This window comes from Sphingomonas sp. CCH5-D11 (genome assembly GCF_001557395.1).
Classification (GTDB): Bacteria; Pseudomonadota; Alphaproteobacteria; order Sphingomonadales; family Sphingomonadaceae; genus Sphingomonas.
In genome coordinates, this window is sequence record NZ_LSKH01000242.1 from 1 (window position 1) to 20,681 (window position 20,681).

The window sequence follows — 20,681 nt, forward strand, 5'->3', positions numbered from 1 at the left end:
GGCATTATGTCCTATGGGACAGATGCGCAGGCCTCGCTTATGGACGACGGCATGAGCACCGCCTTTTCCGAGACCGCGCGCCCAACCATTCGCGATGTCGCGCGGATCGCGGGGGTATCGATCAAGACCGTATCGCGCGTCATCAACGACCAGCAATATGTCAGCGCCGACAAGCGCGAGCGGGTGCGTCAGGTGATGACGGAGATCGGCTTCAAGCCCAGTCACGCCGCGCGGGCGCTGGCGGGACACAAATCGCACCAGATCGCGCTGATCTGCGACAATCCCAATCCCTGGTATGTGTACGAGATCCAGTTCGGCGTGCGCGAACGCTGTGCGCGCGACAAGATCCGCATGATCGCGCAGCCTTATGATCGTGCCTCGCCGACGCTGTTCGACGATATCGTGGCACTGCTCGACCAGGCGAATCCCGATGGGCTGGTGCTGGCCCCGCCGGCCTGTGACGACACCCGGGTGCTCGACGAACTGACGCGGCGTGGCACGCCCTTTGTCCGGCTGCAGCCGGGATTGCGGATCGACGAAGGGCCGGCGGCGCTGATCGACAATGAGCGCGCCGCCTTCGACATGACGACGCACCTGCTCGGCCTGGGGCACCGCCGGATCGGCTTCATCGTCGGCGATCGCAGCTATGCCGCATCGGGCCAGCGGCTGGCGGGATATATCGGCGCGCTGGGCGAGCAGGCGGTGGAGATCGACCTTGATCTGATCCGGCAGGGACAGTTCGACGTGGCCTCGGGGGAGGCGGCGGCCGACGCATTGCTGTCGCTGTCGCAGCCGCCGACCGCGATCTTTGCCTCGAGCGACGACATGGCGGCGGGCGTGCTCGCCGCCGCGCATCGCCGCGGCGTGCGCGTGCCCGGCGCATTGTCCGTCGCAGGGTTCGACGACGGGCCGACCGCGACGATCGTCTGGCCCGCACTGACGACGGTGCGCCAGCCGGTGCGCGCGCTGGCCGAAGCGGCGACCGACCTGCTCCTCTCCCCGGCGCAGGGCGAAGGGCCGCAGCGACGCCTGCTCGCCCATGAAGTGGTGCCACGCGCCTCATCCGCGCCACCAACCGGTTGATTAATGTCGTGTCTTGGGTGACACCGTTGTCTTAAGGTTGATGGAGAGGATGATAGTGGAAGGCATCGGCAATACGCGCCGGCTGTTGATCGTGGGGCTGGCCTTCACGGCGATCATGCTCAACTACGTCGACCGGCAGATCATCGCGCTGTTGAAGCCGATGTTGCAGAGCGAGTTCGGCTGGAGCGACCGCGACTACAGCCACATGGCGTCCGCATTCCAATTCTCCGCGGCGGTAGCGTTCCTTGGCACCGGCTGGTTCATCGACCGCATCGGCCTGAGGCGCGGGTTTGCGATCGGCGTGGGCGCGTGGAGCCTTGCCGGCATGGCCCATGCCTTTGTCACGAGCGTCGGCGGGTTCGTCGGCGTGCGCGCGGCGCTGGGCGCGGCCGAATCGATCGGCACGCCGGCGCAGGTGAAGACGGCCGCGACCTATTTCCCGCCCGAGCAGCGGTCGCTGATGCTCGGCGTCGGTAACATGGCATCGAATTTCGGCGCGGTGGTCGCGCCCTTGACGATCCCGGCGCTGGCGCTGGCGCTCGGCTGGCGCGCGGCGTTCCTGATCGCGGGCGGGCTGGGGCTCGTGTGGGTCTTGGCGTGGTTCGCCGTCACCCCGCGCACGTCGAGGACACCCGGCGCGGCGGGCAGCGCGGACGGGGACCGAGGCGCATCGGTGCCATGGTCGTCGCTGCTGCGCGACCGGCGGCAATGGGCGGTGATCGCGGCCAAGGCGCTGAGCGACCAGGTGTGGTGGTTCCTCCTGTTCTTCATGCCCGACCTGTTCCACCGCATGTTCGGCATGAGCCAGGGAAGCCTCGGCCTGCCGATCGCGACCATCTATTTCCTCGCCGCGCTGGGCAGCCTCAGCGGTGGGATCCTGCCGACATACCTGCTGCGGCGGGGGGTCGACGTGAACCGCGCGCGCAAGGGATCGATGCTGCTCTATGCGCTGCTGATCCTCCCGGTGCCGCTGGTGCTGCTGACGGGCGACCCCTGGGTGGCGGCGGGGCTGCTTGGGCTGGGCCTGTTCGCGCACCAGGGCTTCTCCACCAACGTCTTTGCGATGACCGCCGATATCTTTCCATCGCGGATGATCGGAACGGCGATCGGCATCGGCGCATTTGCCGGCAATCTCAGCGGCATGGGCATGATCGAGCTGGCCGGCTGGTCGCTCGACAACGGCCATGGCTATACGCCGATGCTGCTGATCTGCGGGGGTTCGTATCTGGTCGCACTGCTGCTGATCCACCTGCTCGTGCCGAAGCTGGTGGTGGCGGAGCCGGGGACGGCGAAGGTGGCGCCGGCGGGGCATTGAGGACGGTCGCGACGAGCGACGTGTCCTCGCTCTGAGCTGGCTTCAGCATCTAACCGCTTCGTCGACGGGACGTTGTTAAGGTGACGATGGATGCTGAAACAGGTTCGGAAGACTGCTGGCTGAGCGCGACCGCTTCCGCCGAATTGCGGCCATCGCTCCCATGTGACACCTCTGTTCACATGAGGTCTCGACTACTGCTTGCGATGGCGCTTCTGACGGGTTGCGCGTCCAGCGTTCGCTCCGGTCAGCCCTCTGACTCAATCGTCAAGAGTGGCATCTTCCACACTGGCGAGCATGCTTACTTAGAGACATCCAACGGAGATGTATTTGAGCTTCGAGTGCCAGCGGCGCGAGACCGTCAGCGGCTCTATGCACTTGCGCCAATCACGCCCGAAACGATGGAGCCGCAGTGCCTTCACCTGCGCGTCGCCGGAAAGATGGATGGAGCGACAGAGCTAGGACGCCCCATCTTTGTGGTTTCCAAGGTTACTGAAGCCGAGGCGATCGGTTGCGGTGACAACGTCCGCTAACCACCCCAAGCCCGCCGAACTCCGACATTCCGCTCACGCCCCAGAAGCGGACATCAAGCCTTGCGTTGTTGCAACGCCCAGTAGGTCACCGCAGACACACAGCCGTAAATGCTAAAGACTGTCTGCAGGCCTGGGAGGCCGCTCGCCAGCGCAAGACCGATCGCGACACCTGCGAATGCTCCTACCAAACCGAAGACAATGGAGTTGTCGAGGTTAAGGCGACGCAAGAGGAGAGCCGTAGGCGTGCCAAGGACCAACAGGGCTGCAAGAATGAAGGGGAACGGAAAAGCGATCGCGAAGGCCGCTCGCGCGAGGACTGGTCCAGCCGCGAAAGCCTCTGGATCAAAGAAGAACTCGTAGAAGCTATTGCCCAGCGCGCCCGCAATCGCCGTCAACGTCGCCGCCATTAGCAGTTGGCCTACGAAAGAGCCGATCGCTTTTCCCGGCTGGGAAGTATGCGTGACTGCCGTGTCCGTCATCAACCCTCGATAGCAGAAAAGTCCGCTTCCCACCATTTACGGTCTGACGAATGCAGCACGCTGGCGCGTTCTCACGGTTGCAGTATTCGCGGAACCATGGATCTCCGCCTTCGCGGGGACGACGGCTTGGGGTGTGGGTTGGGTGCGCCCTTGTCATCCCGCACGAAAAAAGCCCCCGGATTGCTCCGGGGGCTAGGGCTTCTGACTTGGGGAGGGGGCGTCAGAAGTTGATGCGGCCGGTGACGCCGTAATAGCGGTCGGCGTCGCGCGGGATCTGATAGCGGTAGCTGCCTGCGGAGCCGCCGTTCTGGATCGCGGCGGCGTAGCTCTGGTCGAACAGGTTGCGGACCTGGAAAGTCAGGCGGAAGCGATCGTCCTGGTCGCCCACCCCGGCCGACAGGTTGACGAGGCCGTAGCCGTCGATCGTGCCCAGCTGACGCTGTACCGCATCCGGCGAGAAGAGCGCGAGCTGCTTCGACTGATAATTGCCCTGCGCACCGAGGAACACGTCCACCGCGCCGCCAGTGCGCCAGCGATAATCCACGCCGAGCGAGCCCTTCCATTCCGGCGCGAAGGGCAGAGAGGTGCCCGAGGGGATCACCGGGGTGGTCGGCGTCGGCTGGAAGAACCGGTCGACGTGCGCGTCGGTATAGGCGATGCCGCCCGAGATCGACAGGTCATCGATCGGGCGCAACACGAGATCCGCCTCAACGCCGCGCGTTGAGACTTCGCCGGCGTTGGTGAAGCGGGTGACGACCACGCCGGCGACGAGATCCGGGTTGTTGGCCTGGAAATTATCGTACTTGGCATAGAAAGCCGCGAGGTTGAGCGTCAGCGCGCCGCTGAAGAACACGTTCTTCAGGCCGACTTCGTAGCTGTCCGACGTTTCCGGCGCGATCGCATTGGTGCCGGTCGCGGTCAGATTGTAGAAAACGTTAAACGCCGGGCCCTTGTAGCCGCGTGTCCAGCCGCCATAGGCGACCACGTCGCGGCTGATGTCGAATTGCAGCGACGCCTTGCCCGACCAATTGTCGTTGGTGACCTTGCCGCGGAACTCGGTCGCGGGCGTGCCGGTGCCGGTCGGCGTGGTCGGGAAGCTGGGGCTGATGCCCGGGCCGGCCAGCGTTGTCGTGCGGCTGTGCCAGACGTTGAGCTGATCGGTGGTGTAGCGAACGCCGCCGATGAAGCGGAAGCGATCGGTGAAGTTCGCGGTGAACTGGCTGAAGGCAGCGATGTTCTGGAACACCGAGCCGAACGTGGCGACGCCAAACGGATTGGTCGTCGCCGGCGCGCCGGGCGTGCCGCACGGGACCAGCCCGGTCGTCCCCGCGCCATTGCAGCTCACCACCGAGCGCGCAAACGTGCGCTCCGACGCGGCGCGCGAATAATAGAGGCCGACGACATAGGACAGGAACTGCTGCGACGGCGAGGTGAGGCGCAGTTCCTGGCTGAATGTGTCGCCCGTCTGCGGGCCGTTGTCGTGCAACTGCGGGAAGCCGACATATGCGCCGTTGGTGAAGTCACCGTCCCGGATCTCGGTGTTCGAATATTCGCGATAGGCGGTGATGCTGGTGACGGTCTGCGTGCCTAGCTCGCTGTCGATCTGGATCGATGCGCCATAGCCCTCTTCCTCCGTGCGGGTGATGAGGTTCTGGTTGACGCGGCGCGTCTCGTCACCGCGCGGCGCCGGCAGGACGGCGGAGATCGGGCTGGTGATCGCGGCACCCGCGGCGTTGAGCGGGCCGGTGCCGATCACCTCCGCGCAGCAATCGTCATCATTCTTATGATAATCGGCGATGATCGCGATCGTCGTCGCGTCGCTGGGCGTCCACTTCAGCTGGACGCGGCCGCCGACATGCTCATAGCCGTTGACGCGGCGGCCGTTATACGCGTCGTTGCGGATGTTGCCGTCATAGCGGCTGTAGAAGCCGGTGAAGCGCGACAGCAGGTTTTCGGTGATCGGTATGTTGATCGCGCCGCGGATGCGCGCCTCGTCACCGCCGGTGAAGTAGCTGCCCTCTAGATAGCCGCCGAAATCGCGCGTCGGCTGCTTGGTGACGATGTTGATCACGCCGGCCGAGGCATTCTTACCGAACAGCGTGCCCTGCGGCCCGCGCAGCACTTCCATGCGCTCAATATCGACCAGGTCGCCGAACGCCTCGCCGGTGCGCGCAAAGACAACGCCGTCGACCACTGCCGAGACCGACGGTTCGCCTGCGATCGAGAAGGTGGTGGTGCCGACGCCGCGCAGGAACAGCGATTGGTTGAGCGTGGTGCCCGACTTCTGGAAGTTCAAGGCGGGCACGAGGTTCACCGCGCCGTCTAGTCCAGGTGCGCCGGTGGCGGTGAGCGCATCGCCGCCGATGACGGAGACGGCCAGCGGCACGTCCTGAAGACGCTCGCTGCGCTTCTGCGCGGTGACAACGATGTCGCCCATCGAGGCATCAGCCGATTCGGCCGATTCGGCCGCGACACCCGGTGCCGGCGCCGTCTCCTGTGCCGCTGCCGGCTCCGCAGTCTGCCCTTCCGGCGACATCGCCTGCGCCGAGACGCCCTGCGCCGCTACGGCGAACGCAGCGCTCGCGGCAAGCAAAAGCGCCTTGCTAGAGAAACTTACCATTACCCTCTCCTACCCCAAACCAGTCACACGCCGCACAATCCGCGACCGCCATCTTTAATCCCCTTAGTTGATGGGGATTCCCGTGGCGACCCTCCGAATTCGGCAAAGGTCCAATTGACCGCTTCCCTGTACGCGAGATCGCCCATATAAGACAACGGTGTCTTATTTGCCCTCCCCCGCTCGCTCCGTCGCTCTGGGCGACACCGGTCTCACCATCAGCACCATCGCCTGGGGCATGTGGCGCTTCCGCGGCACCGATGTCGCCGCCGCCCGCGCGCTGGTCGAGGCGGCGTTCGATGCCGGCGTGACCCTGTTCGACACCGCCGACATCTATGGCCCTGACAATGATGAGGAATTCGGTGCTGCCGAGGCGCTGCTCGGCCGCGTCTTTGCCGAGGCGCCGGAGCTGCGCGACAAGATGGTGCTCGCGTCCAAGGGCGGGATCCGCATGGGCGTGCCGTATGACTCGAGCGCGACTTATCTGGCGGAGGCGATCGACGCGTCGCTGACCCGACTCGGCTGCGACAAGATCGACCTTTATCAGATCCACCGGCCGGACATGCTGGCGCACCCGCAGGAAGTGGCCCGCGCACTCGACGATGCGCGCGCCGCCGGCAAGATCACCGCTATTGGCGTGTCGAACCATACGCCAGCGCAGACCGCCGCACTGGCCGAATATTTGACCGTTCCGGTCGTCAGCCACCAGCCGGAGTTCTCGGCCCTCACGACAAAGCCGCTGTTCGACGGTCTGTTCGATCAGGCGATGCAACGCGGAATGGCGGTGCTGGCCTGGTCGCCGTTGGGCGGCGGTCGCCTTGCCGATCCGAAGGACGAGCGCGCGCGCGCCGTTTCCGCCCTGCTCGACGTGAAGGCCGAGGTGGCCGGCGTCGATCGTGCGGCGGCCGCCTACAGCTGGATCATGGCGCACCCCGCGCGCCCGATCCCGATCGTCGGCACGCAGAATGCGGCGCGGATCGCCACGATCCCCGACGCCTACAAACCGCAGTGGACGCGCGAGGAATGGTACGCCGTCCTTCAAGCCAGCATGGGAGAGCGTTTGCCGTGACGGAATCGACCAACAAAGCGTGCGAAGTCAGCTGGTTCTCCGCGCTGTGCGATGACGATTACGAGTTTCTCGGCGTTCCCGATGCGAAGCTGAAGTCGAGCTGGGAGCATTGCCGCGACATCGTGCTGCAGGCCGAGAGCGGCGGGTTCGACAATATCCTGCTGCCCTCTGGCTATGCTTTGGGCATCGACACGACGGCGTTTGCGGCGGCGATCGCGACGCTGGTGAAACGCATCCGGCTGCTGATGGCGGTGCGGATCGGCGAGAGCTGGCCGCCGCAGCTGGCGCGGCAGATCGCGACGATCGACCGCATCCTGGGCGGGCGGCTGACGGTGAACATCATCTCCTCCGACCTGCCGGGCGAGACGCTGGCGTCCGGCCCTCGCTACGCCCGCACGCTGGAGGCGATGCAGATCCTCAAGACCATGCTGAACGGCGAGCCGCTGGATCACCAGGGCGAGTTCTGGAAGCTGAAGCTCGATCCGCCGGCGGTGACGACCGTGTCGGGCAAGTGCCCGCCGCTGTATTTCGGCGGCCTGTCGCCGGATGCGCGCGAGGTCGCGGCGCAGGGCGCGGACGTGTACCTGATGTGGCCGGACAAAAAGGAAGCGGTGCAGGCGATCATCGACGACATGAGCGCGCGCGCCGCCAAGCACGGCCGCACCCTGAAGTTCGGCTATCGCGCGCATGTGATCGTGCGCGAAACCGAGACGGAGGCACGCGCCGCCGCCGATCGCCTGCTCTCGAAGCTGGACGCGGCGCAGGGCGAGGCGATCCGCAACAAGTCGCTCGATACGACCTCTACCGGCGTCGCGGCGCAGGCCGCGCTGCGCGAGGGAGCGACGGACGATGGCTATGCCGAGGAGCATCTGTGGACCGGCGTCGGCCGGGCACGCTCGGGCTGCGGCGCGGCGATCGTCGGTGATCCCGATCAGGTGCTGGCCAAGCTCAGGATGTACCAGGACATGGGGATCGAGGCGTTCATCCTGTCCGGCTATCCGCATGCCGCCGAGGCGGACCTGTTCGCGCGGCACGTGTTGCCGAAGCTCGAACATGGCCCGCTGGTTCTTTGATCGGGTGACCGGCTAGCACCGTTCCCCGGTGAAGGCCGGGGAACGGTCGGGAAGGCCGGCGTAACGAAGCTGCGGCACCCGCCAGTCGGCGTTCCGCAGCTGGACCCCGGCCTGGGCCGGGGAACCACGGGGGAGAGGACGATGACCCACAACAAGCCGCTGATCGTCGGGATCGGTGGAACAACCGTTGCCGGCTCCTCTACCGAGCGCGCGCTGCAGATTGCGCTCTGCGCCGCCGAAGATGCCGGGGCGGACGTCCGGCTGTTCGGCGGCGAAACCCTGGCCGCTTTGCCCCTCTACAACCCCGGTATCGCGCGCACCGCGGGTGAGGAGGCGCTGGTCGAAGCGATCCGCGCCGCATCGGGCGTCATCATCGCATCGCCTGGCTATCACGGCAGCGTCTCCGGCATGGTCAAGAACGCGATCGACCTGCTGGAAGAAACCGCGCGGGATGCGCGGCCGTACCTTGCCGACGTGCCGGTCGGCCTGATCGCCACCGCTTATGGCTGGCAAGCCACGGGATCGACGGTCGCCGCGCTGCGCTCGATCGCGCATGCGCTGCGCGGCTGGCCCACGCCTTTTGCGGCAACAGTGAACAGCGCGCAGGCGAAGCTTGATGCGACAGGCGGGTGCAGCGATCCGGCGGTGATCGACCAACTCCGCCTGGTCGGGCGCCAGGTCGCGGCGGCGGCGCTGCGCGACCATGCGGCGCGGGTGGCGGCATGAGCATCCGGCTGCAGGCGGTAACGGGCGGGTTCGACGTCCTTGCGGGCGACGCGCTGGTTATGCGCCACCGTGTCGAGGCACCCGCCCTGTTCGTCGGCATGGGTACGCCGCGCGTCGACATGTATCGCGGCAATTACTTCCTTGAGGACCGCCTCGCTGAGCGGATCGCGCTGCGCGAGGCGGTGATCGAGGGCGGCCGCGTCACGCTCTCTGCGAACGGGCGCGCGCTGCTCGCGCTGACCGTTGAGGGTGGCGCATTGGCGCTCGAGGCGCTCGATCCGACGCTCAACCGCTTGTGGCTGACGACCGTTGGCGAGGCGGGCGAGCGCTTTTGGGGTGGCGGCGAGCAGATGTCCTATGTCGACATGGCCGGGCGGCGCTTTCCGATGTGGACGTCCGAGCCGGGCGTCGGGCGCGACAAATCGACGCTGATGACGTTCCAGTGCGACCGCGATCATCGGTCGGGCGGGGATTACTGGAACACCAATTATCCGCAGCCGACCTATCTTTCGTCGCGTCGCTACGCACTGCACGTCGATACGACGGCCTATAGCTGCTTCGACTTCCGCGAGGCGGCCGCGCCCGAGATCGAGATCTGGGAAATCCCCTCACGGATCGAGCTGTTTGCGGGTGACCGCTTTGCGGCGATCGTGGACCAGCTCTCCCTGCGGTTCGGCCGCCAGCCGCAACTGCCCGCCTGGGCCTATTCGGGCGCGATCCTGGGTCTGAAGGACGGCACGCGCAGCTTCGAGCGAATGGAGGCGATCCTTGACGCGGGCGCCGTCGTGACAGGTCTTTGGTGCGAGGATTGGGTGGGCTTGCGCGTCACCAGCTTCGGCAAGCGGCTGTTCTGGGACTGGAAGGCGAACGAGGCGCGTTATCCCGGCCTGCGCCAGAAGATCGCCGAGCTGAACGACCGCGGCATCCGCTTCATGGGCTATGTGAACCCGTATCTCGCCGTTGACGGGACGCAATATGTCGAAGCGGCGGAGGCGGGGTATCTGGCGCTGAAGCTCGACGCGGACGAGCCGTACATCGTCGATTTCGGCGAATTCGATTGCGGGATCGTTGACTTCACCAATCCGGCGGCGGCCGAATGGTTCGCGGATCGGGTGATCGGCCGCGAGATGCTCGACATCGGCCTGTCGGGCTGGATGGCGGACTTTGGCGAGTATCTGCCCACCGACGTGCGTCTGCACGATGGCAGCGACGGTATGCTGGCGCACAATGCCTGGCCGACGCTTTGGGCCGAGGTGAACGCGCACGCCGTTGCCAGCCGCGGCAGGACGGGCGATGCGGTCTTCTTCATGCGTGCCGGCTTCACCGGGGTCGGCGCACACTGCCCCTTGCTCTGGGCGGGCGACCAGTGCGTCGATTTCTCGCGCCATGACGGGATCGGCACGGTGATCCGGGCCGCCTTGTCCTCCGGCCTGGTCGGCAATGCTTATCACCACAGCGATCTTGGCGGGTACACCAGCCTCTACGACAACGTGCGCACGCCCGAACTGCTGATGCGCTGGAGCGAATTGTCCGCCTTTTCGCCCGTCATGCGCAGCCACGAGGGCAACCGGCCCGACAGCAACCTTCAGCTTGACGGCGATGCTGCGGTGCTGGCGCATTTCGTGGCCATGACCAAGGTTCATGCCGCACTGGCGCCCTATGTGGCGAGCCTGTCCGCAGAAGCGGCAACGACGGGCCTTCCACTGCAGCGCGCCATGTTTCTTGATTATGAGGACGACGCGGCCTGCTGGGGCGTGGAGACGCAATTCGCGTATGGGCGCGACCTGATCGTCGCGCCGGTGATCGAGGCAGGTGCCGAGCGGTGGCGCGCCTATCTGCCCGAAGGTGCCGAATGGCGACATCTGTGGTCCGGCGAAGCGTTCCACGGCGGCACGCGCGTGGAGGTTGCGGCGCCGATCGGCCAGCCCCCGGTATTCTATCGCAGTGACAGCGACTTTGCTTCATTGTTCGCGTCGATCGGTGCTGCCTGAATGAGGCACGACGATCGTTCCTTGGCGGCGCATATCCGGGCGACAGGAGAGCGGCGGTGACCAGATACGCAACGCTGCCGCTCGCGGCCGATCTCTACAATGATCTCGAGCCCTCGCCCAAGTCGAGCTGGCGGGATCTGATGCCGGGGCTGACGGTCGCGGTGCTGGCCACGATGGCGGCGGCGTTCGTCGCCGATCATTACGGCGCACCGCTGACGTTGATGGCGCTGCTGATCGGGCTCGCGCTCAATTTCCTCGGCGCCGACCCGCGCATGTCGCCGGGGCTGGGCTTTGCCTCCAAGTCGCTGCTGCGATGGGGCATCGTGCTCGCCGGCGCGCGCATCACATTGGGGCAGATCGTCGGGCTGGGCCCGGGAACGCTGCTGGCTGTCATCGCGATCCTGCTCGTGACGCTGGCAAGCGGCGTGATCATCGCGCGTGCGCTTGGCCTTGGTAGCGCGTTCGGCACGCTGGCAGGCGGGGCGGTGGCGATCTGCGGCGCATCCGCGGCGATGGCGCTGGCGACGACATTGGGCGAGAAACGCGCCAATCAGGCACAGCTCGCGCTGGTCCTTGTCGTCATTTCGGCGGCGAGCGCGACCGCGATGTTCCTTTACCCCAGCCTCGCGCATCAGCTTGGCCTGACCGACCGGCAAGCGGGCTTTATGCTGGGCGCCTCGATCCACGATGTCGCCCAGGCGCTGGGCGCGGGGTACAGCTATTCGGATGGCGCGGGGCAGATCGCCGCGATCGTGAAGCTGACGCGGGTCGCCCTCCTCGCCCCAGTGCTCGCGCTGGTTGCGGCATTCTTCCGGCCCGAGGACGGCAAGAAAACGGGCATCACTTTGCCGTGGTTCGTGGTGGGGTTCTTCGCCTTTGCCGGGATCAACTCGCTGGGCATCATACCATCGGTGGCGAGCCGCGGTGCGCAGGATATCGCAACCGCCTGCCTCGCCTGCGCCGTCGCGGCGACCGGCATCCGCGCGCCGATGAGCTCGCTGCTGGAGACGGGGATCAAGCCGATCCTGGTGATCGTGACCGCGTCTCTCGTGGCGCTAGCACTGTCGCTGGCAGGAGCGATGGTTCTGCTTTGATGCGGCCGCGGAGGGCAGCCGTCCGTGTTCATGTCGGACGGGCGGAAGAGCTCATGTCGAACGCCGGCGGTTCGCTGCATTCGCTAATTCAAGGGGATTGAACACCCTGACCGGGTCGCGCAGCGAGCAACCGTGTCCAGATCGGATCGAGATTGCTGGAGACCTGATGCGCTATGCGCGAACGACAGCTCCTCATCTTCGCGCAGCGCAACAACGTCGAAAGCGAGTGCCCGAAGCGATGTTGCTTCCGAAAAAACGGTGCCAATGGCGAATAGTAACGCGCCGAAAAGTGTCGCCTAAAGCATGCGCCCGTTCGTTGTCGTGTCCGCCACGATTGTTTTGATGATTGCGCGCTCGCAGCAAAGGAATTTCGCTGAGGATCTAAACGCCAGTATCTGCTAATCTGCTGGACAGCTGGATGAGCTTCTAACTGGTGAGCGCTTGCCATGCACCCTCGCCTCGATCCTTCTCATGCAATTGCCATGGCCTATGCGGCAGCTCTGGATCGTGAGCGCTGGCGGGAGGTTCTGGCGGCACTGGTCGACGTCTCCGGCGCCACCGGCGCGCAATTGCTGAGCGGGAAACGCATCAAGGGCGAAAGCCTTGTGTCGATCGGCATCGATCCTGCAGAAGATGCGCGATACAATCAATATTATGGCGCGATTGATCCGCTGCCGCAGATGTTGGGAACCCTTGAAGCAGGCGGCATCCTGTCGTGCAGAGAGGCAATCGCAAGGGACGATACGCGACACAGCCCCTTCTTCATCGAATGGGCTGACCCCAACCATGTTTCCGATGCCGTGTTCCTCAGGTTGTCGAGCAGCTCGGACCCATTGTGCGCACTGGCGCTCGGCCACCCTTATCGCGACACGCCGTTTCTGCGCCCTGCGCTGAGAGCTTACCTTGCCGTGGTTGGGCCGCACCTGGTGAACGCCTTCGATATCTCGCGGCGTTTGGAGCGGGCGAGCTTGGAAGGGCAGGCCTGCCAGGCGTGCTTCGATCAACTGGGTCGCGGCTGGATGCTTGTCTCGGCGACCTGCCACCTACGCGACATCAATCAGACAGGACGCCTGATTTTGGATGAGGAGGATGGGCTTCGCCTCAGGCAAGGTATGATCGAGGCGATCGATCCTGCAATCAATGCGCATCTGTTGAAATCTGTAGCCGCGGGGACCGGCATGCGCTTTGCCGCGGCTGATTTTGGCCGACCTTTCGAAATCTCACGTGCATCCGGCGCCTCTCCGTACATGGTGAGTATGATGCCGCATCAAACGCCCGACGGTTGGTTCAACCAGGGATGTGATCACGTCGCAATCATGATCACTGATCCCGCACGCGAGGAGCAGCACCTGATGCATGCGCTCAGGAACGACTACGGGCTCACGATTGCCGAAGCTCAAGTCGCGCTGCGGGTGCGCGGCTCCCGCGGCTTGCGCCAGGTCGCGCTGGAGCGCGGCGTGAGCCTGTCCACCACGCGTATTCACCTGCAACGAGTATTCGAGAAAACCGCGACACATCGTCAATCAGAGCTCATCATGCTCATGTCTTCGCTTTCCGCTCCCCCGCGGACCGGGAATCTCTGACGTCCCAGCAAGCGGCAGATCCTTGCCTGATCCACTCACTAGTATGAACATACGACGCATCACGACTTGCGAGCGCCTAGAATAGCTTTTTGTGATGGAGGCCGAGCATGTCCCGCATTCAGCTAATGCTGCAGTCTTCATTCACCGCTTTGATGCTGACCTGCGCGGCATGCGGTGGGGAGGATGATGCCGATGGAGGTACGGTGGTTCTTCCCCCAGCGTCGCCAGCGCCGTCACCTTCACCTTCACCAACGCCCGTTCCCACACCGGCAAGCTTCGTCGGAGCAGTTTATGCCGGTACTGACCATGTGGGGAATAACAGCGGCTTCGATGAGCCGGAAAACTTCGTCGTGGCATATGGCCGTGACGTTGCCGGGATGCTGAGGCTGATCGACCATTATCCGACCGGCGGCATAGGAAGCGGCGGTGTTCCTGAAATGGACCGCGCTCGCCGTCTCAATCCACTGATGTCCGAAGACTCCCTGCTTGCCATTGATGACCGCTATCTTCTGGTCGTTAACGCAGGTAGCAACACCGTCACGTCCTTCAGGATTAACGCCGACTTCACCCTGTCTCGCATCGACGTCGAAGACACTGGCGGCACCTTGCCGATCAGCCTCGCCTATCGAGCTGGCACGGTCTATGTCGCCAATGCGGACGAAGACGGCGCGTTCACTGCTCCTAGCGACCAGATTGGGAACATCACGGCGCTGCGCCTTGACACAGCGACAGGCGAGCTGACCCGGCTGGATGATTTTTCCCTGAATCTGCGCGGCCGGCCGGCCGACCTTGAGGTGTCTCCGGATGGAGCTTTCTTGATCGCGTCGTCGCTGAACGCGTCGTCGCCGCGACTCCCTCAGCCAACTGCTGCGGAGTTGACGAGCTTTCGGATCCAGGCCGACGGCACACTTGAGAGCAACCCGGCGGGCACCGGTCAGTCGACAGCGATCAACAACGTCGCGGATCGCAACCTGCCTAACGCACTCGGCATCGAAGTATATGCCGCTGGCGGACGTCAGTTCGTGATCGCCGCGGAAGCTCGCACGGTGTCGTCCACCGGCACGCCCGCGGCGACGTTCGCTACCGTTCAGACGGGCTCTATCTCCACCTGGGAGATGAGCGCCGACGGTGCCCTGATCCCCCGCTCTCAAGACGTGCTGCTTGGACCGTCAAAATCTTCGGGCCCGCTTCAGGCCGGCTATCTGGCCTATTCGCCCCATTATTCCAGTTTTTGGGTCGCCGCGACCTCCGGCGCTGTGATTGCCGGCTACGGCCTCAACGCGGATGGCACGATCGCCAGAGGGGAGATTGTTGCCGCCGGCGCCGCGGTCGATCCCGCCTCGCCCACGCCGCTTGCCGGTGCCGACGGCTTTGGCGATCTCGCGCTCAGCCCGGATGGTCGCTGGCTCTATCAGATCGTCGCGCTCAGAGGCCGTATCGACGTGTATGAAGTGGACACGCTGGTCGCGACCAACATAGCCCGCCGCTACCAGGTTGAGCCAAGCATTTTGGCGTCGGACAGCCTGCAGGGGCTCGTGGCGGTGGAGCGGCGTCAGCCCTGAGATGGTGTTGGCCGTCACCATCCCAATCTTTCGGGAAGCTGCGGACTCCTGCCTGCCGCCCATCGATCAGAGCCGATCCAAGGCATGATCAGCACTGGCTGTTTGGGAGCGACGTTCTTCCCGGTGGCGGTGCGATTCGCCGTCGGCCAGCAAGCCCAAGAGTGTCATGGATTGTTCGTCAGCGCACTCAGACGCCGTTTGGCGAAGGCGGGGGCTGGCGCCGTGCCCAGGAACAGCGCGCCGGTGAGAGTCCAGCGCCGTGCCAGGGACCAGAAGATGGTAGGAACGATCACGCAAATGGCGAAGATCAGCATGTCCGACGTGAGGCCAACGTAGCGAAGCGTGTAGTGGATGAACTGATGCAGAAACATGATGCAGATGGCGGCCTCTGACAGCGGCGTGAAGATCCGGTCGGAGATGGACGCCCTGGACAGGTTCTTCATCGCTTCGAAGAACAGCCATGTAAGGCACGCAGCCAGTGCGATGGACAGAAATGGAACGCCAGGTTTGGTGGTTTTCAGGTCCATGACCAGATCATAGCCAAGGTAATAACACGCCATCGCCCCGAAGATGACGATGCCGCACAGAGCCGATGTCCGGAGCCTGTCCTCCTTTGCTGTCTTGAGGATGTGACCGATCCAGAAAAGTGGCAGACTGTAGGTGATCGCACCGATCGCCAACGGGGTACCGACGTGCGGGAACAGAAGATTGGCGACATAGCCGCTGGTGGTGATCAACAACACGGCCAGCGCGAACGGCCGCGTCAGCGGACCGTGCAACTTCAATATGAGATAATTGTATAGCAACTGAGTCGCGAACAGGCTTGTCACGAACCAGAACACGCCAAATTCTCTGGTCAAATATTCGCCGCCGACAATCAGCCGGGCAACGCCTCTGGGCGAAAGATACCCGGATTGCATGCCAAGCGCATAATATCTGCCGACGATCAGCAGGAACACCAGCACGAGATAGCTGACATAGGGTAGAAGGAGCGTTCTCACGCGTTTCTCAGCGAGTGCCCAAGGTCGCGCAGGAGCGAACAGGAACCCTGACACGATAAAGAACATCGGCATTCTGAAAAGTTTCAAGAAATACACGATGTCGTCGCCGTATAGCGCCTTAGATTCAGAGAATACATGCAGGACGACAAGGAGAAGGATACCCACCCCTTTTGCTACATCAAGCCAAAGCTCCCTCGACGCCTTCGGCTTGGTCTGCACGCTGTCCTCCAGCAAGTTGCACGTCAACGGGAGTATGGTGAGTTGCGCTTTGTCGGTAACCCACACGTACTTGGCTGGCGCGGAGGGCACACCTCGGCAACTTTAGCTAAGCGATAGCCGCAGTCGGGGTGCTCTGGCGTGATGAAGTGACGATGGTCCTCTGCGCGGGGATTGGGGCCGATGGCTGCCGCGCACGCTTGAGGAGCGCACCTTTAACACGCGGCGCATTCAGATACGGGCATTGGCTTACGTGTTTGCTCCTCCGAGCGGCGGCAAGAGGAGCGCCGGTGAGCAGCGCGCTCTCATTTGATGCAGAGCCACAAAGCCGCAGGCTCCAACGCACTGCCAAACGCGCTTTTTCTGTAGTCGCGGTCTTACACCAGAACTAATCACGGTGAGTTGGAGGATTTAATTAATTGGATAATTAGTTCTTGACCCATTGAGCGGCAGGCATACGATCGTGATCAGTTCGGGAGACCAGAGACACAGAGCTCGGCTCCCGGCGCCAGGATGGTTCGCCATCCTTTCGGGGAGGATACCATGACGAGAGTCACGTCTCTTGGTCGTGCGCCCTTGTGCGCCAGCCTGCTCCTGACCTTCGCACCGAGCGCCGGCTTGGCGCAGGCGTCGACACCGGCCGAAGATCCAACAATATCTGCTGCTGCCGCGGCGCAAACGCCGGATGGGAGCGCGCAATCATCCAGCGCGATCACCCAGCCGTCGCCTGAAGCGAGTGCCGCCGCGCCGGGAGATATCGTCGTCACCGCGCAGCGGCGCGAGACGAGTCTCCAGGACATTCCGTTCTCGATCATGGCGTTCGGCGCCGAGCAGGTGGAGCAACAGCGCATCACCGATGCCTTCGCCCTGTCGCAGCGCGTGCCGTCGGCCATCTTCAATTCCGCGGCCGACAAGGCGTTTGCCGTGATTGGCCTGAGAGGCGTCCGCGCCTTGTTGTCCGCACCGGCGGCCGACCTTCCCGTCGTGTTCTTCTTCGACGACGTTTACACCTCGGGCGTATCGAGCACGGGCAGCACCTTCTTCGATATCGAGCGGATCGAGGTTCTTCGCGGTCCCCAGGGTACATTGTTCGGACGCAACGTCACCGGCGGTGCGATCTCCGTATCCACTCGCCGACCCACCTTCGACAATGATTGGGGTGGCAGCGCGACGATCGGAAACAAGGGCCAGGTAGCGGCGGAGTGGTTTTCCAACGCCGTGCTGCTCGAGGACAAGCTGGCCGCGCGGATCTCGTACAAGCACAGCCAGAACGACGGACTCATCGAGAACCGCGCTGGTCCGGACCTCAATAAAGAGAATGTCGACGCAATCCGCGGCCAGCTGCTGTTTACGCCGGCGAGCAATCTCAGCCTGCGGATCTCCGCCGACTATATGAACGACAACGGCACGAGCAACCCGGCCAAAGTGACCTGTTTCACACCCGCCGCCGAGGTCTGCACACCACAATTGCTGCCCCCGCTTTCCACGGATCCCTTCACCGTCGACCAGAATGACCCGGCGGGTTACCGCGTGGAATATTATGGCGGGCTGGCGCGCGTCGACTGGGACGTTGGCGACGCGGGATCTCTGACGTCCATCACTGCGATCCGGCGCAACGTGAATTATGCCAACCGCGATCCGGACGCGATCCCGCTCAGCGTCTATTATCTTCGCGCGGAAACCAACGACAAGCAGTTCACACAGGAATTGCGCTTCGCCTCGCCCGCCGAGAAGCGCTTCTCCTATGTCGCTGGCTTCTTCTATCTCCGGCAACGCAACGAGCGCAGCGACTTCTACAATGAGCAAGGGCTGCCGGGCACGCCGTTCGGCACCTCCGTTCCGCTGCTGAAATCGACTCAGATCCGGCAATATGCCAACAACAGCAGCATCGCCGTCTTTGGCGAAGGTGCCTTCAAGATCACGCCCGAGCTCACCGCATCGATCGGCGCGCGCTATACCAGCGACCGGAAAAAGGGCTTCGACGAGATCACGGGTACTCCCGGCACCCCGCGCTTTCCGGTCGTTCCGACCTTTGTACGGTTCGGGCCTGAACGCTGGGGCTCGTTCACGCCGCGTGTCTACATCAGGTACGAGCCGACACCGGATCTCAACTTCTACGGGACCGTCGCCAAGGGCTTCAAGGGCGGCGGCTTCTCCTCCAGCCAGAACTCGATCGTCGGGCTGACCACGCCCTTTCCTCCGGAAAAGGCGATCAATTACGAGATCGGCACCAAAAGCCGCTTCTTTGATCGAAAGGTTCAGTTCAACCTGACGCTCTTCCGGCAGGAAATCGACAATCTGCAGGCGACCTTTTTCGAGAACGGGCTGAGCTTCACGCGCAGTGTCGGCAAATCGCGGCAGCAGGGCATCGAACTCGAAAGCTCAGCCAATGTGACGCCGGACCTGAACCTCTTCGTCAATTATTCTTACCTGGACGCCGAATACCTGTCGTACAACACGGGCACGGCTGACTATGCGGGCAACCGGATGCCATTCGCGCCCAAGCATTCGCTGAATACCGGCGCGCGTTACACCGCGCGTCTCAGCGACGATTTCGAGATGCAGTTCGCCGGGGATTACAGCTACCATTCCAAGCTGGCGCTGAGCGACGCCAACAACGTCAATCGCGGTGCGATCGACCGGTCGGATTGGAACATCTTCGGCGCCAGCATCGACTTCATCCCCTTGAAGGCGAACTGGAAGGTCAGCGTCTGGGGCAAGAACCTGACGAACAACGCGCCGATCCAAGCGGCTTATGATTTCGGCACCTTCTGGCTGACCCCCGCTGAGCGCTCCGCCGGACGGCAGGCGTATCTCACTTATTACGCCAACCCGCGGACCTTTGGTCTGACCTTCAGCATCAAGAATTGAACTTCTCGAGCGGAGCGAAGCGCCATGACATCCAGGCTGTTTTCCGGCGATCGCCACATCGACCTGAGCATGGTGCGCGAGCATGCCGCACGGGCCGCAAGCGGTTTCGCGGCCGCGGGGGTCGGAAGGGGCGATACGATCGCGCTGTTTCTGCGCAACGACTTCCCGTTCCTTGAAGCCTCGGTCGCCGCCGGGCTTCTGGGCGCCTATGTCGTGCCGATCAACTGGCACGCGTCGGCGGAAGAGGCGCGCTACATCCTCGAAGACTCCGGCGCCAAGCTCCTGATCTGCCATGCCGATCTGGCGGGCGGTGTCCTCGGCGCGGTGCCCGATGGGGTGGGCGTGATCATCGTGCCGACCCCGGATGAAATCGCTGCCGCCTATCAGATCGGTCCGTCGCCCCCGGGATCCGAGGCGGGACCGCTCTGGGCCGAATGGCTGCAGCAGTTCGCGCCCTATGAGGGCCCGCCCGAACCGTCGCCGGGTTCGATGATCTATACCTCCGGCACGACCGGGCGGCCCAAGGGCGTGCGCCGTGCGCCGCGGCCCGAGCATGATGAGGCTGGCCTGGCGATCTCACGGGCGATCTTCGGGCTGCAGGGGTGGGACGATCGGCCAGAGGAGATCGTCCTCCTGCTGCCCGGCCCGCTTTATCATTCGGCGCCAAACGGCTGGGCGATGTATTTCCTCGGCATCGGGGCGAACATCGTGCTTGCGCCCAGGTTCGATCCCGAACAGCTGCTGCGCGATATCGAGCGCCATCGCGTCACGCACCTCCTCGCCGTGCCGACCATGTTCGTTCGCCTGCTGAAGCTTTCGCCCGAGGTGCGCGGGCGCTACGACCTGTCGAGCCTCCGCTACGTCATGCACGGAGCCGCGCCCTGCCCGCCGCATGTCAAACGGGCGATGATCGACTGGTTCGGGCCGATCATCTGGGAGCATTACGGCAGCACCGAAGTGGGCGGACTGACCATCTGCAGCTCGGAGGAGTGGCTGGCCCATCCCGGCACGGTAGGCCGCGTCATGCCGAACTGCACCTTGCGGCTGCTGGACGAAACGGGCGCGGATGTGCCCGTGGGTCAGCCCGGCGACATTGTGGGCTGGCGCGCCGGCTATGCCGACTTCACCTACAACGGCGATGACGAAAAGCGTCGCGGCGCGGAGCGGCGACCGGGGCTCATCGCAACCGGCGATGTGGGCTTCTTCGACCAGGACGGCTTCCTGTATCTGTCGGGCCGATCCTCCGACATGGTGATCTCGGGTGGGGTCAATATCTACCCCGCGGAGATCGAGTCCGCCCTGCTCCAGCTGGAAGGCGTGCGTGATTGCGCGGTGTTCGGCATTCCGGACGCGGAGTTCGGCGAGCAATTATGCGCCGTGGTCGAGCCGGAGGCAGGCGCGCGGATCGACATCGATGACGTGCGCACCTTCGTTCGCAGCCGACTTGCCGGCTTCAAGGTGCCCCGCGTCG

Annotated in this window: 14 protein-coding genes; 11 read left to right on the top strand and 3 right to left on the bottom strand. The window is 64.1% G+C overall.

Features of this window, described 5'->3' with window-relative positions:
- Both AX702_RS14925 and AX702_RS14930 read left to right on the top strand, forming a co-directional pair.
- On the top strand, positions 1-1,083 hold a 1,083-nt coding region (locus tag AX702_RS14925), incomplete at its 5' end, for a LacI family DNA-binding transcriptional regulator (protein WP_331710412.1).
- Between the two features lie 49 nt (positions 1,084-1,132).
- Entirely contained in the window at positions 1,133-2,398 is a 1,266-nt protein-coding gene (locus AX702_RS14930; protein ID WP_066780880.1) for an MFS transporter, read from the top strand.
- 583 nt (positions 2,399-2,981) lie between these two features.
- On the opposite strand, the gene AX702_RS14940 is transcribed toward AX702_RS14930, so the two are convergent.
- Complete coding sequence (locus AX702_RS14940; RefSeq protein WP_066780884.1) at positions 2,982-3,407, bottom strand: hypothetical protein; 426 nt, start codon at positions 3,405-3,407, stop codon at positions 2,982-2,984.
- 220 nt (positions 3,408-3,627) lie between these two features.
- The gene (locus tag AX702_RS14945) at positions 3,628-6,027 is read right to left on the bottom strand and encodes a TonB-dependent receptor (RefSeq protein WP_066780885.1); all 2,400 of its coding nucleotides are present in this window, start codon (positions 6,025-6,027) and stop codon (positions 3,628-3,630) included.
- 157 nt (positions 6,028-6,184) lie between these two features.
- On the opposite strand from AX702_RS14945, the gene AX702_RS14950 reads away from it, so the two are divergent.
- The 7 genes from AX702_RS14950 to AX702_RS14980 all read left to right on the top strand — a co-directional run bounded on the left by AX702_RS14950 (position 6,185) and on the right by AX702_RS14980 (position 15,122).
- Positions 6,185-7,093, top strand: coding sequence for an aldo/keto reductase (locus AX702_RS14950; protein WP_066780886.1), 909 nt, complete (start codon positions 6,185-6,187; stop codon positions 7,091-7,093).
- Positions 7,090-8,166 carry an LLM class flavin-dependent oxidoreductase gene (locus tag AX702_RS14955; protein WP_066780887.1) on the top strand — a complete coding sequence of 359 codons (1,077 nt, stop codon included), beginning with the start codon at positions 7,090-7,092 and terminating at the stop codon, positions 8,164-8,166. Before AX702_RS14950 ends, AX702_RS14955 begins: the two co-directional genes overlap by 4 nt.
- Before the next feature lie 141 nt (positions 8,167-8,307).
- Entirely contained in the window at positions 8,308-8,892 is a 585-nt protein-coding gene (locus tag AX702_RS14960; RefSeq protein WP_066780888.1) for an NADPH-dependent FMN reductase, read from the top strand.
- Complete coding sequence (locus AX702_RS14965; RefSeq protein ID WP_066780889.1) at positions 8,889-10,883, top strand: alpha-glucosidase; 1,995 nt, start codon at positions 8,889-8,891, stop codon at positions 10,881-10,883. Before AX702_RS14960 ends, AX702_RS14965 begins: the two co-directional genes overlap by 4 nt.
- 56 nt (positions 10,884-10,939) lie before the next feature.
- Positions 10,940-11,977 carry a YeiH family protein gene (locus tag AX702_RS14970; RefSeq protein WP_231731876.1) on the top strand — a complete coding sequence of 346 codons (1,038 nt, stop codon included), beginning with the start codon at positions 10,940-10,942 and terminating at the stop codon, positions 11,975-11,977.
- 482 nt (positions 11,978-12,459) lie between these two features.
- A complete protein-coding gene (locus tag AX702_RS14975; RefSeq protein WP_066780891.1) occupies positions 12,460-13,560 on the top strand; it encodes a helix-turn-helix transcriptional regulator in 1,101 nt (366 codons plus the stop codon).
- A 107-nt stretch (positions 13,561-13,667) separates the two neighbouring features.
- Entirely contained in the window at positions 13,668-15,122 is a 1,455-nt protein-coding gene (locus AX702_RS14980) for a hypothetical protein (RefSeq protein WP_156455515.1), read from the top strand.
- Positions 15,123-15,286: 164 nt separating this feature from the next.
- On the opposite strand, the gene AX702_RS14985 is transcribed toward AX702_RS14980, so the two are convergent.
- Positions 15,287-16,342 carry an acyltransferase family protein gene (locus AX702_RS14985; RefSeq protein WP_197420630.1) on the bottom strand — a complete coding sequence of 352 codons (1,056 nt, stop codon included), beginning with the start codon at positions 16,340-16,342 and terminating at the stop codon, positions 15,287-15,289.
- 540 nt (positions 16,343-16,882) lie between these two features.
- On the opposite strand from AX702_RS14985, the gene AX702_RS14990 reads away from it, so the two are divergent.
- Positions 16,883-19,210 carry a TonB-dependent receptor gene (locus tag AX702_RS14990; RefSeq protein ID WP_197420631.1) on the top strand — a complete coding sequence of 776 codons (2,328 nt, stop codon included), beginning with the start codon at positions 16,883-16,885 and terminating at the stop codon, positions 19,208-19,210.
- A gap of 24 nt (positions 19,211-19,234) precedes the next feature.
- Positions 19,235-20,681, top strand: a 1,447-nt coding sequence (locus tag AX702_RS14995) for an AMP-binding protein (protein WP_066780898.1), incomplete at its 3' end; no start/stop codon positions are given.

Bases quoted from the DNA above. Each gene is read 5' to 3' on its own strand.
- AX702_RS14930 (WP_066780880.1), top strand. From the start codon at position 1,133: ATGATAGTGGAAGGCATCGGCAATACGCGCCGGCTGTTGATCGTGGGG.
- AX702_RS14990 (WP_197420631.1), top strand. From the start codon at position 16,883: ATGACGAGAGTCACGTCTCTTGGTCGTGCGCCCTTGTGCGCCAGCCTG.
- AX702_RS14940 (WP_066780884.1), bottom strand. From the start codon at position 3,407: ATGACGGACACGGCAGTCACGCATACTTCCCAGCCGGGAAAAGCGATC.
- AX702_RS14960 (WP_066780888.1), top strand. From the start codon at position 8,308: ATGACCCACAACAAGCCGCTGATCGTCGGGATCGGTGGAACAACCGTT.
- AX702_RS14975 (WP_066780891.1), top strand. From the start codon at position 12,460: ATGGCCTATGCGGCAGCTCTGGATCGTGAGCGCTGGCGGGAGGTTCTG.
- AX702_RS14980 (WP_156455515.1), top strand. From the start codon at position 13,668: ATGTCCCGCATTCAGCTAATGCTGCAGTCTTCATTCACCGCTTTGATG.
- AX702_RS14965 (WP_066780889.1), top strand. From the start codon at position 8,889: ATGAGCATCCGGCTGCAGGCGGTAACGGGCGGGTTCGACGTCCTTGCG.
- AX702_RS14945 (WP_066780885.1), bottom strand. From the start codon at position 6,027: ATGGTAAGTTTCTCTAGCAAGGCGCTTTTGCTTGCCGCGAGCGCTGCG.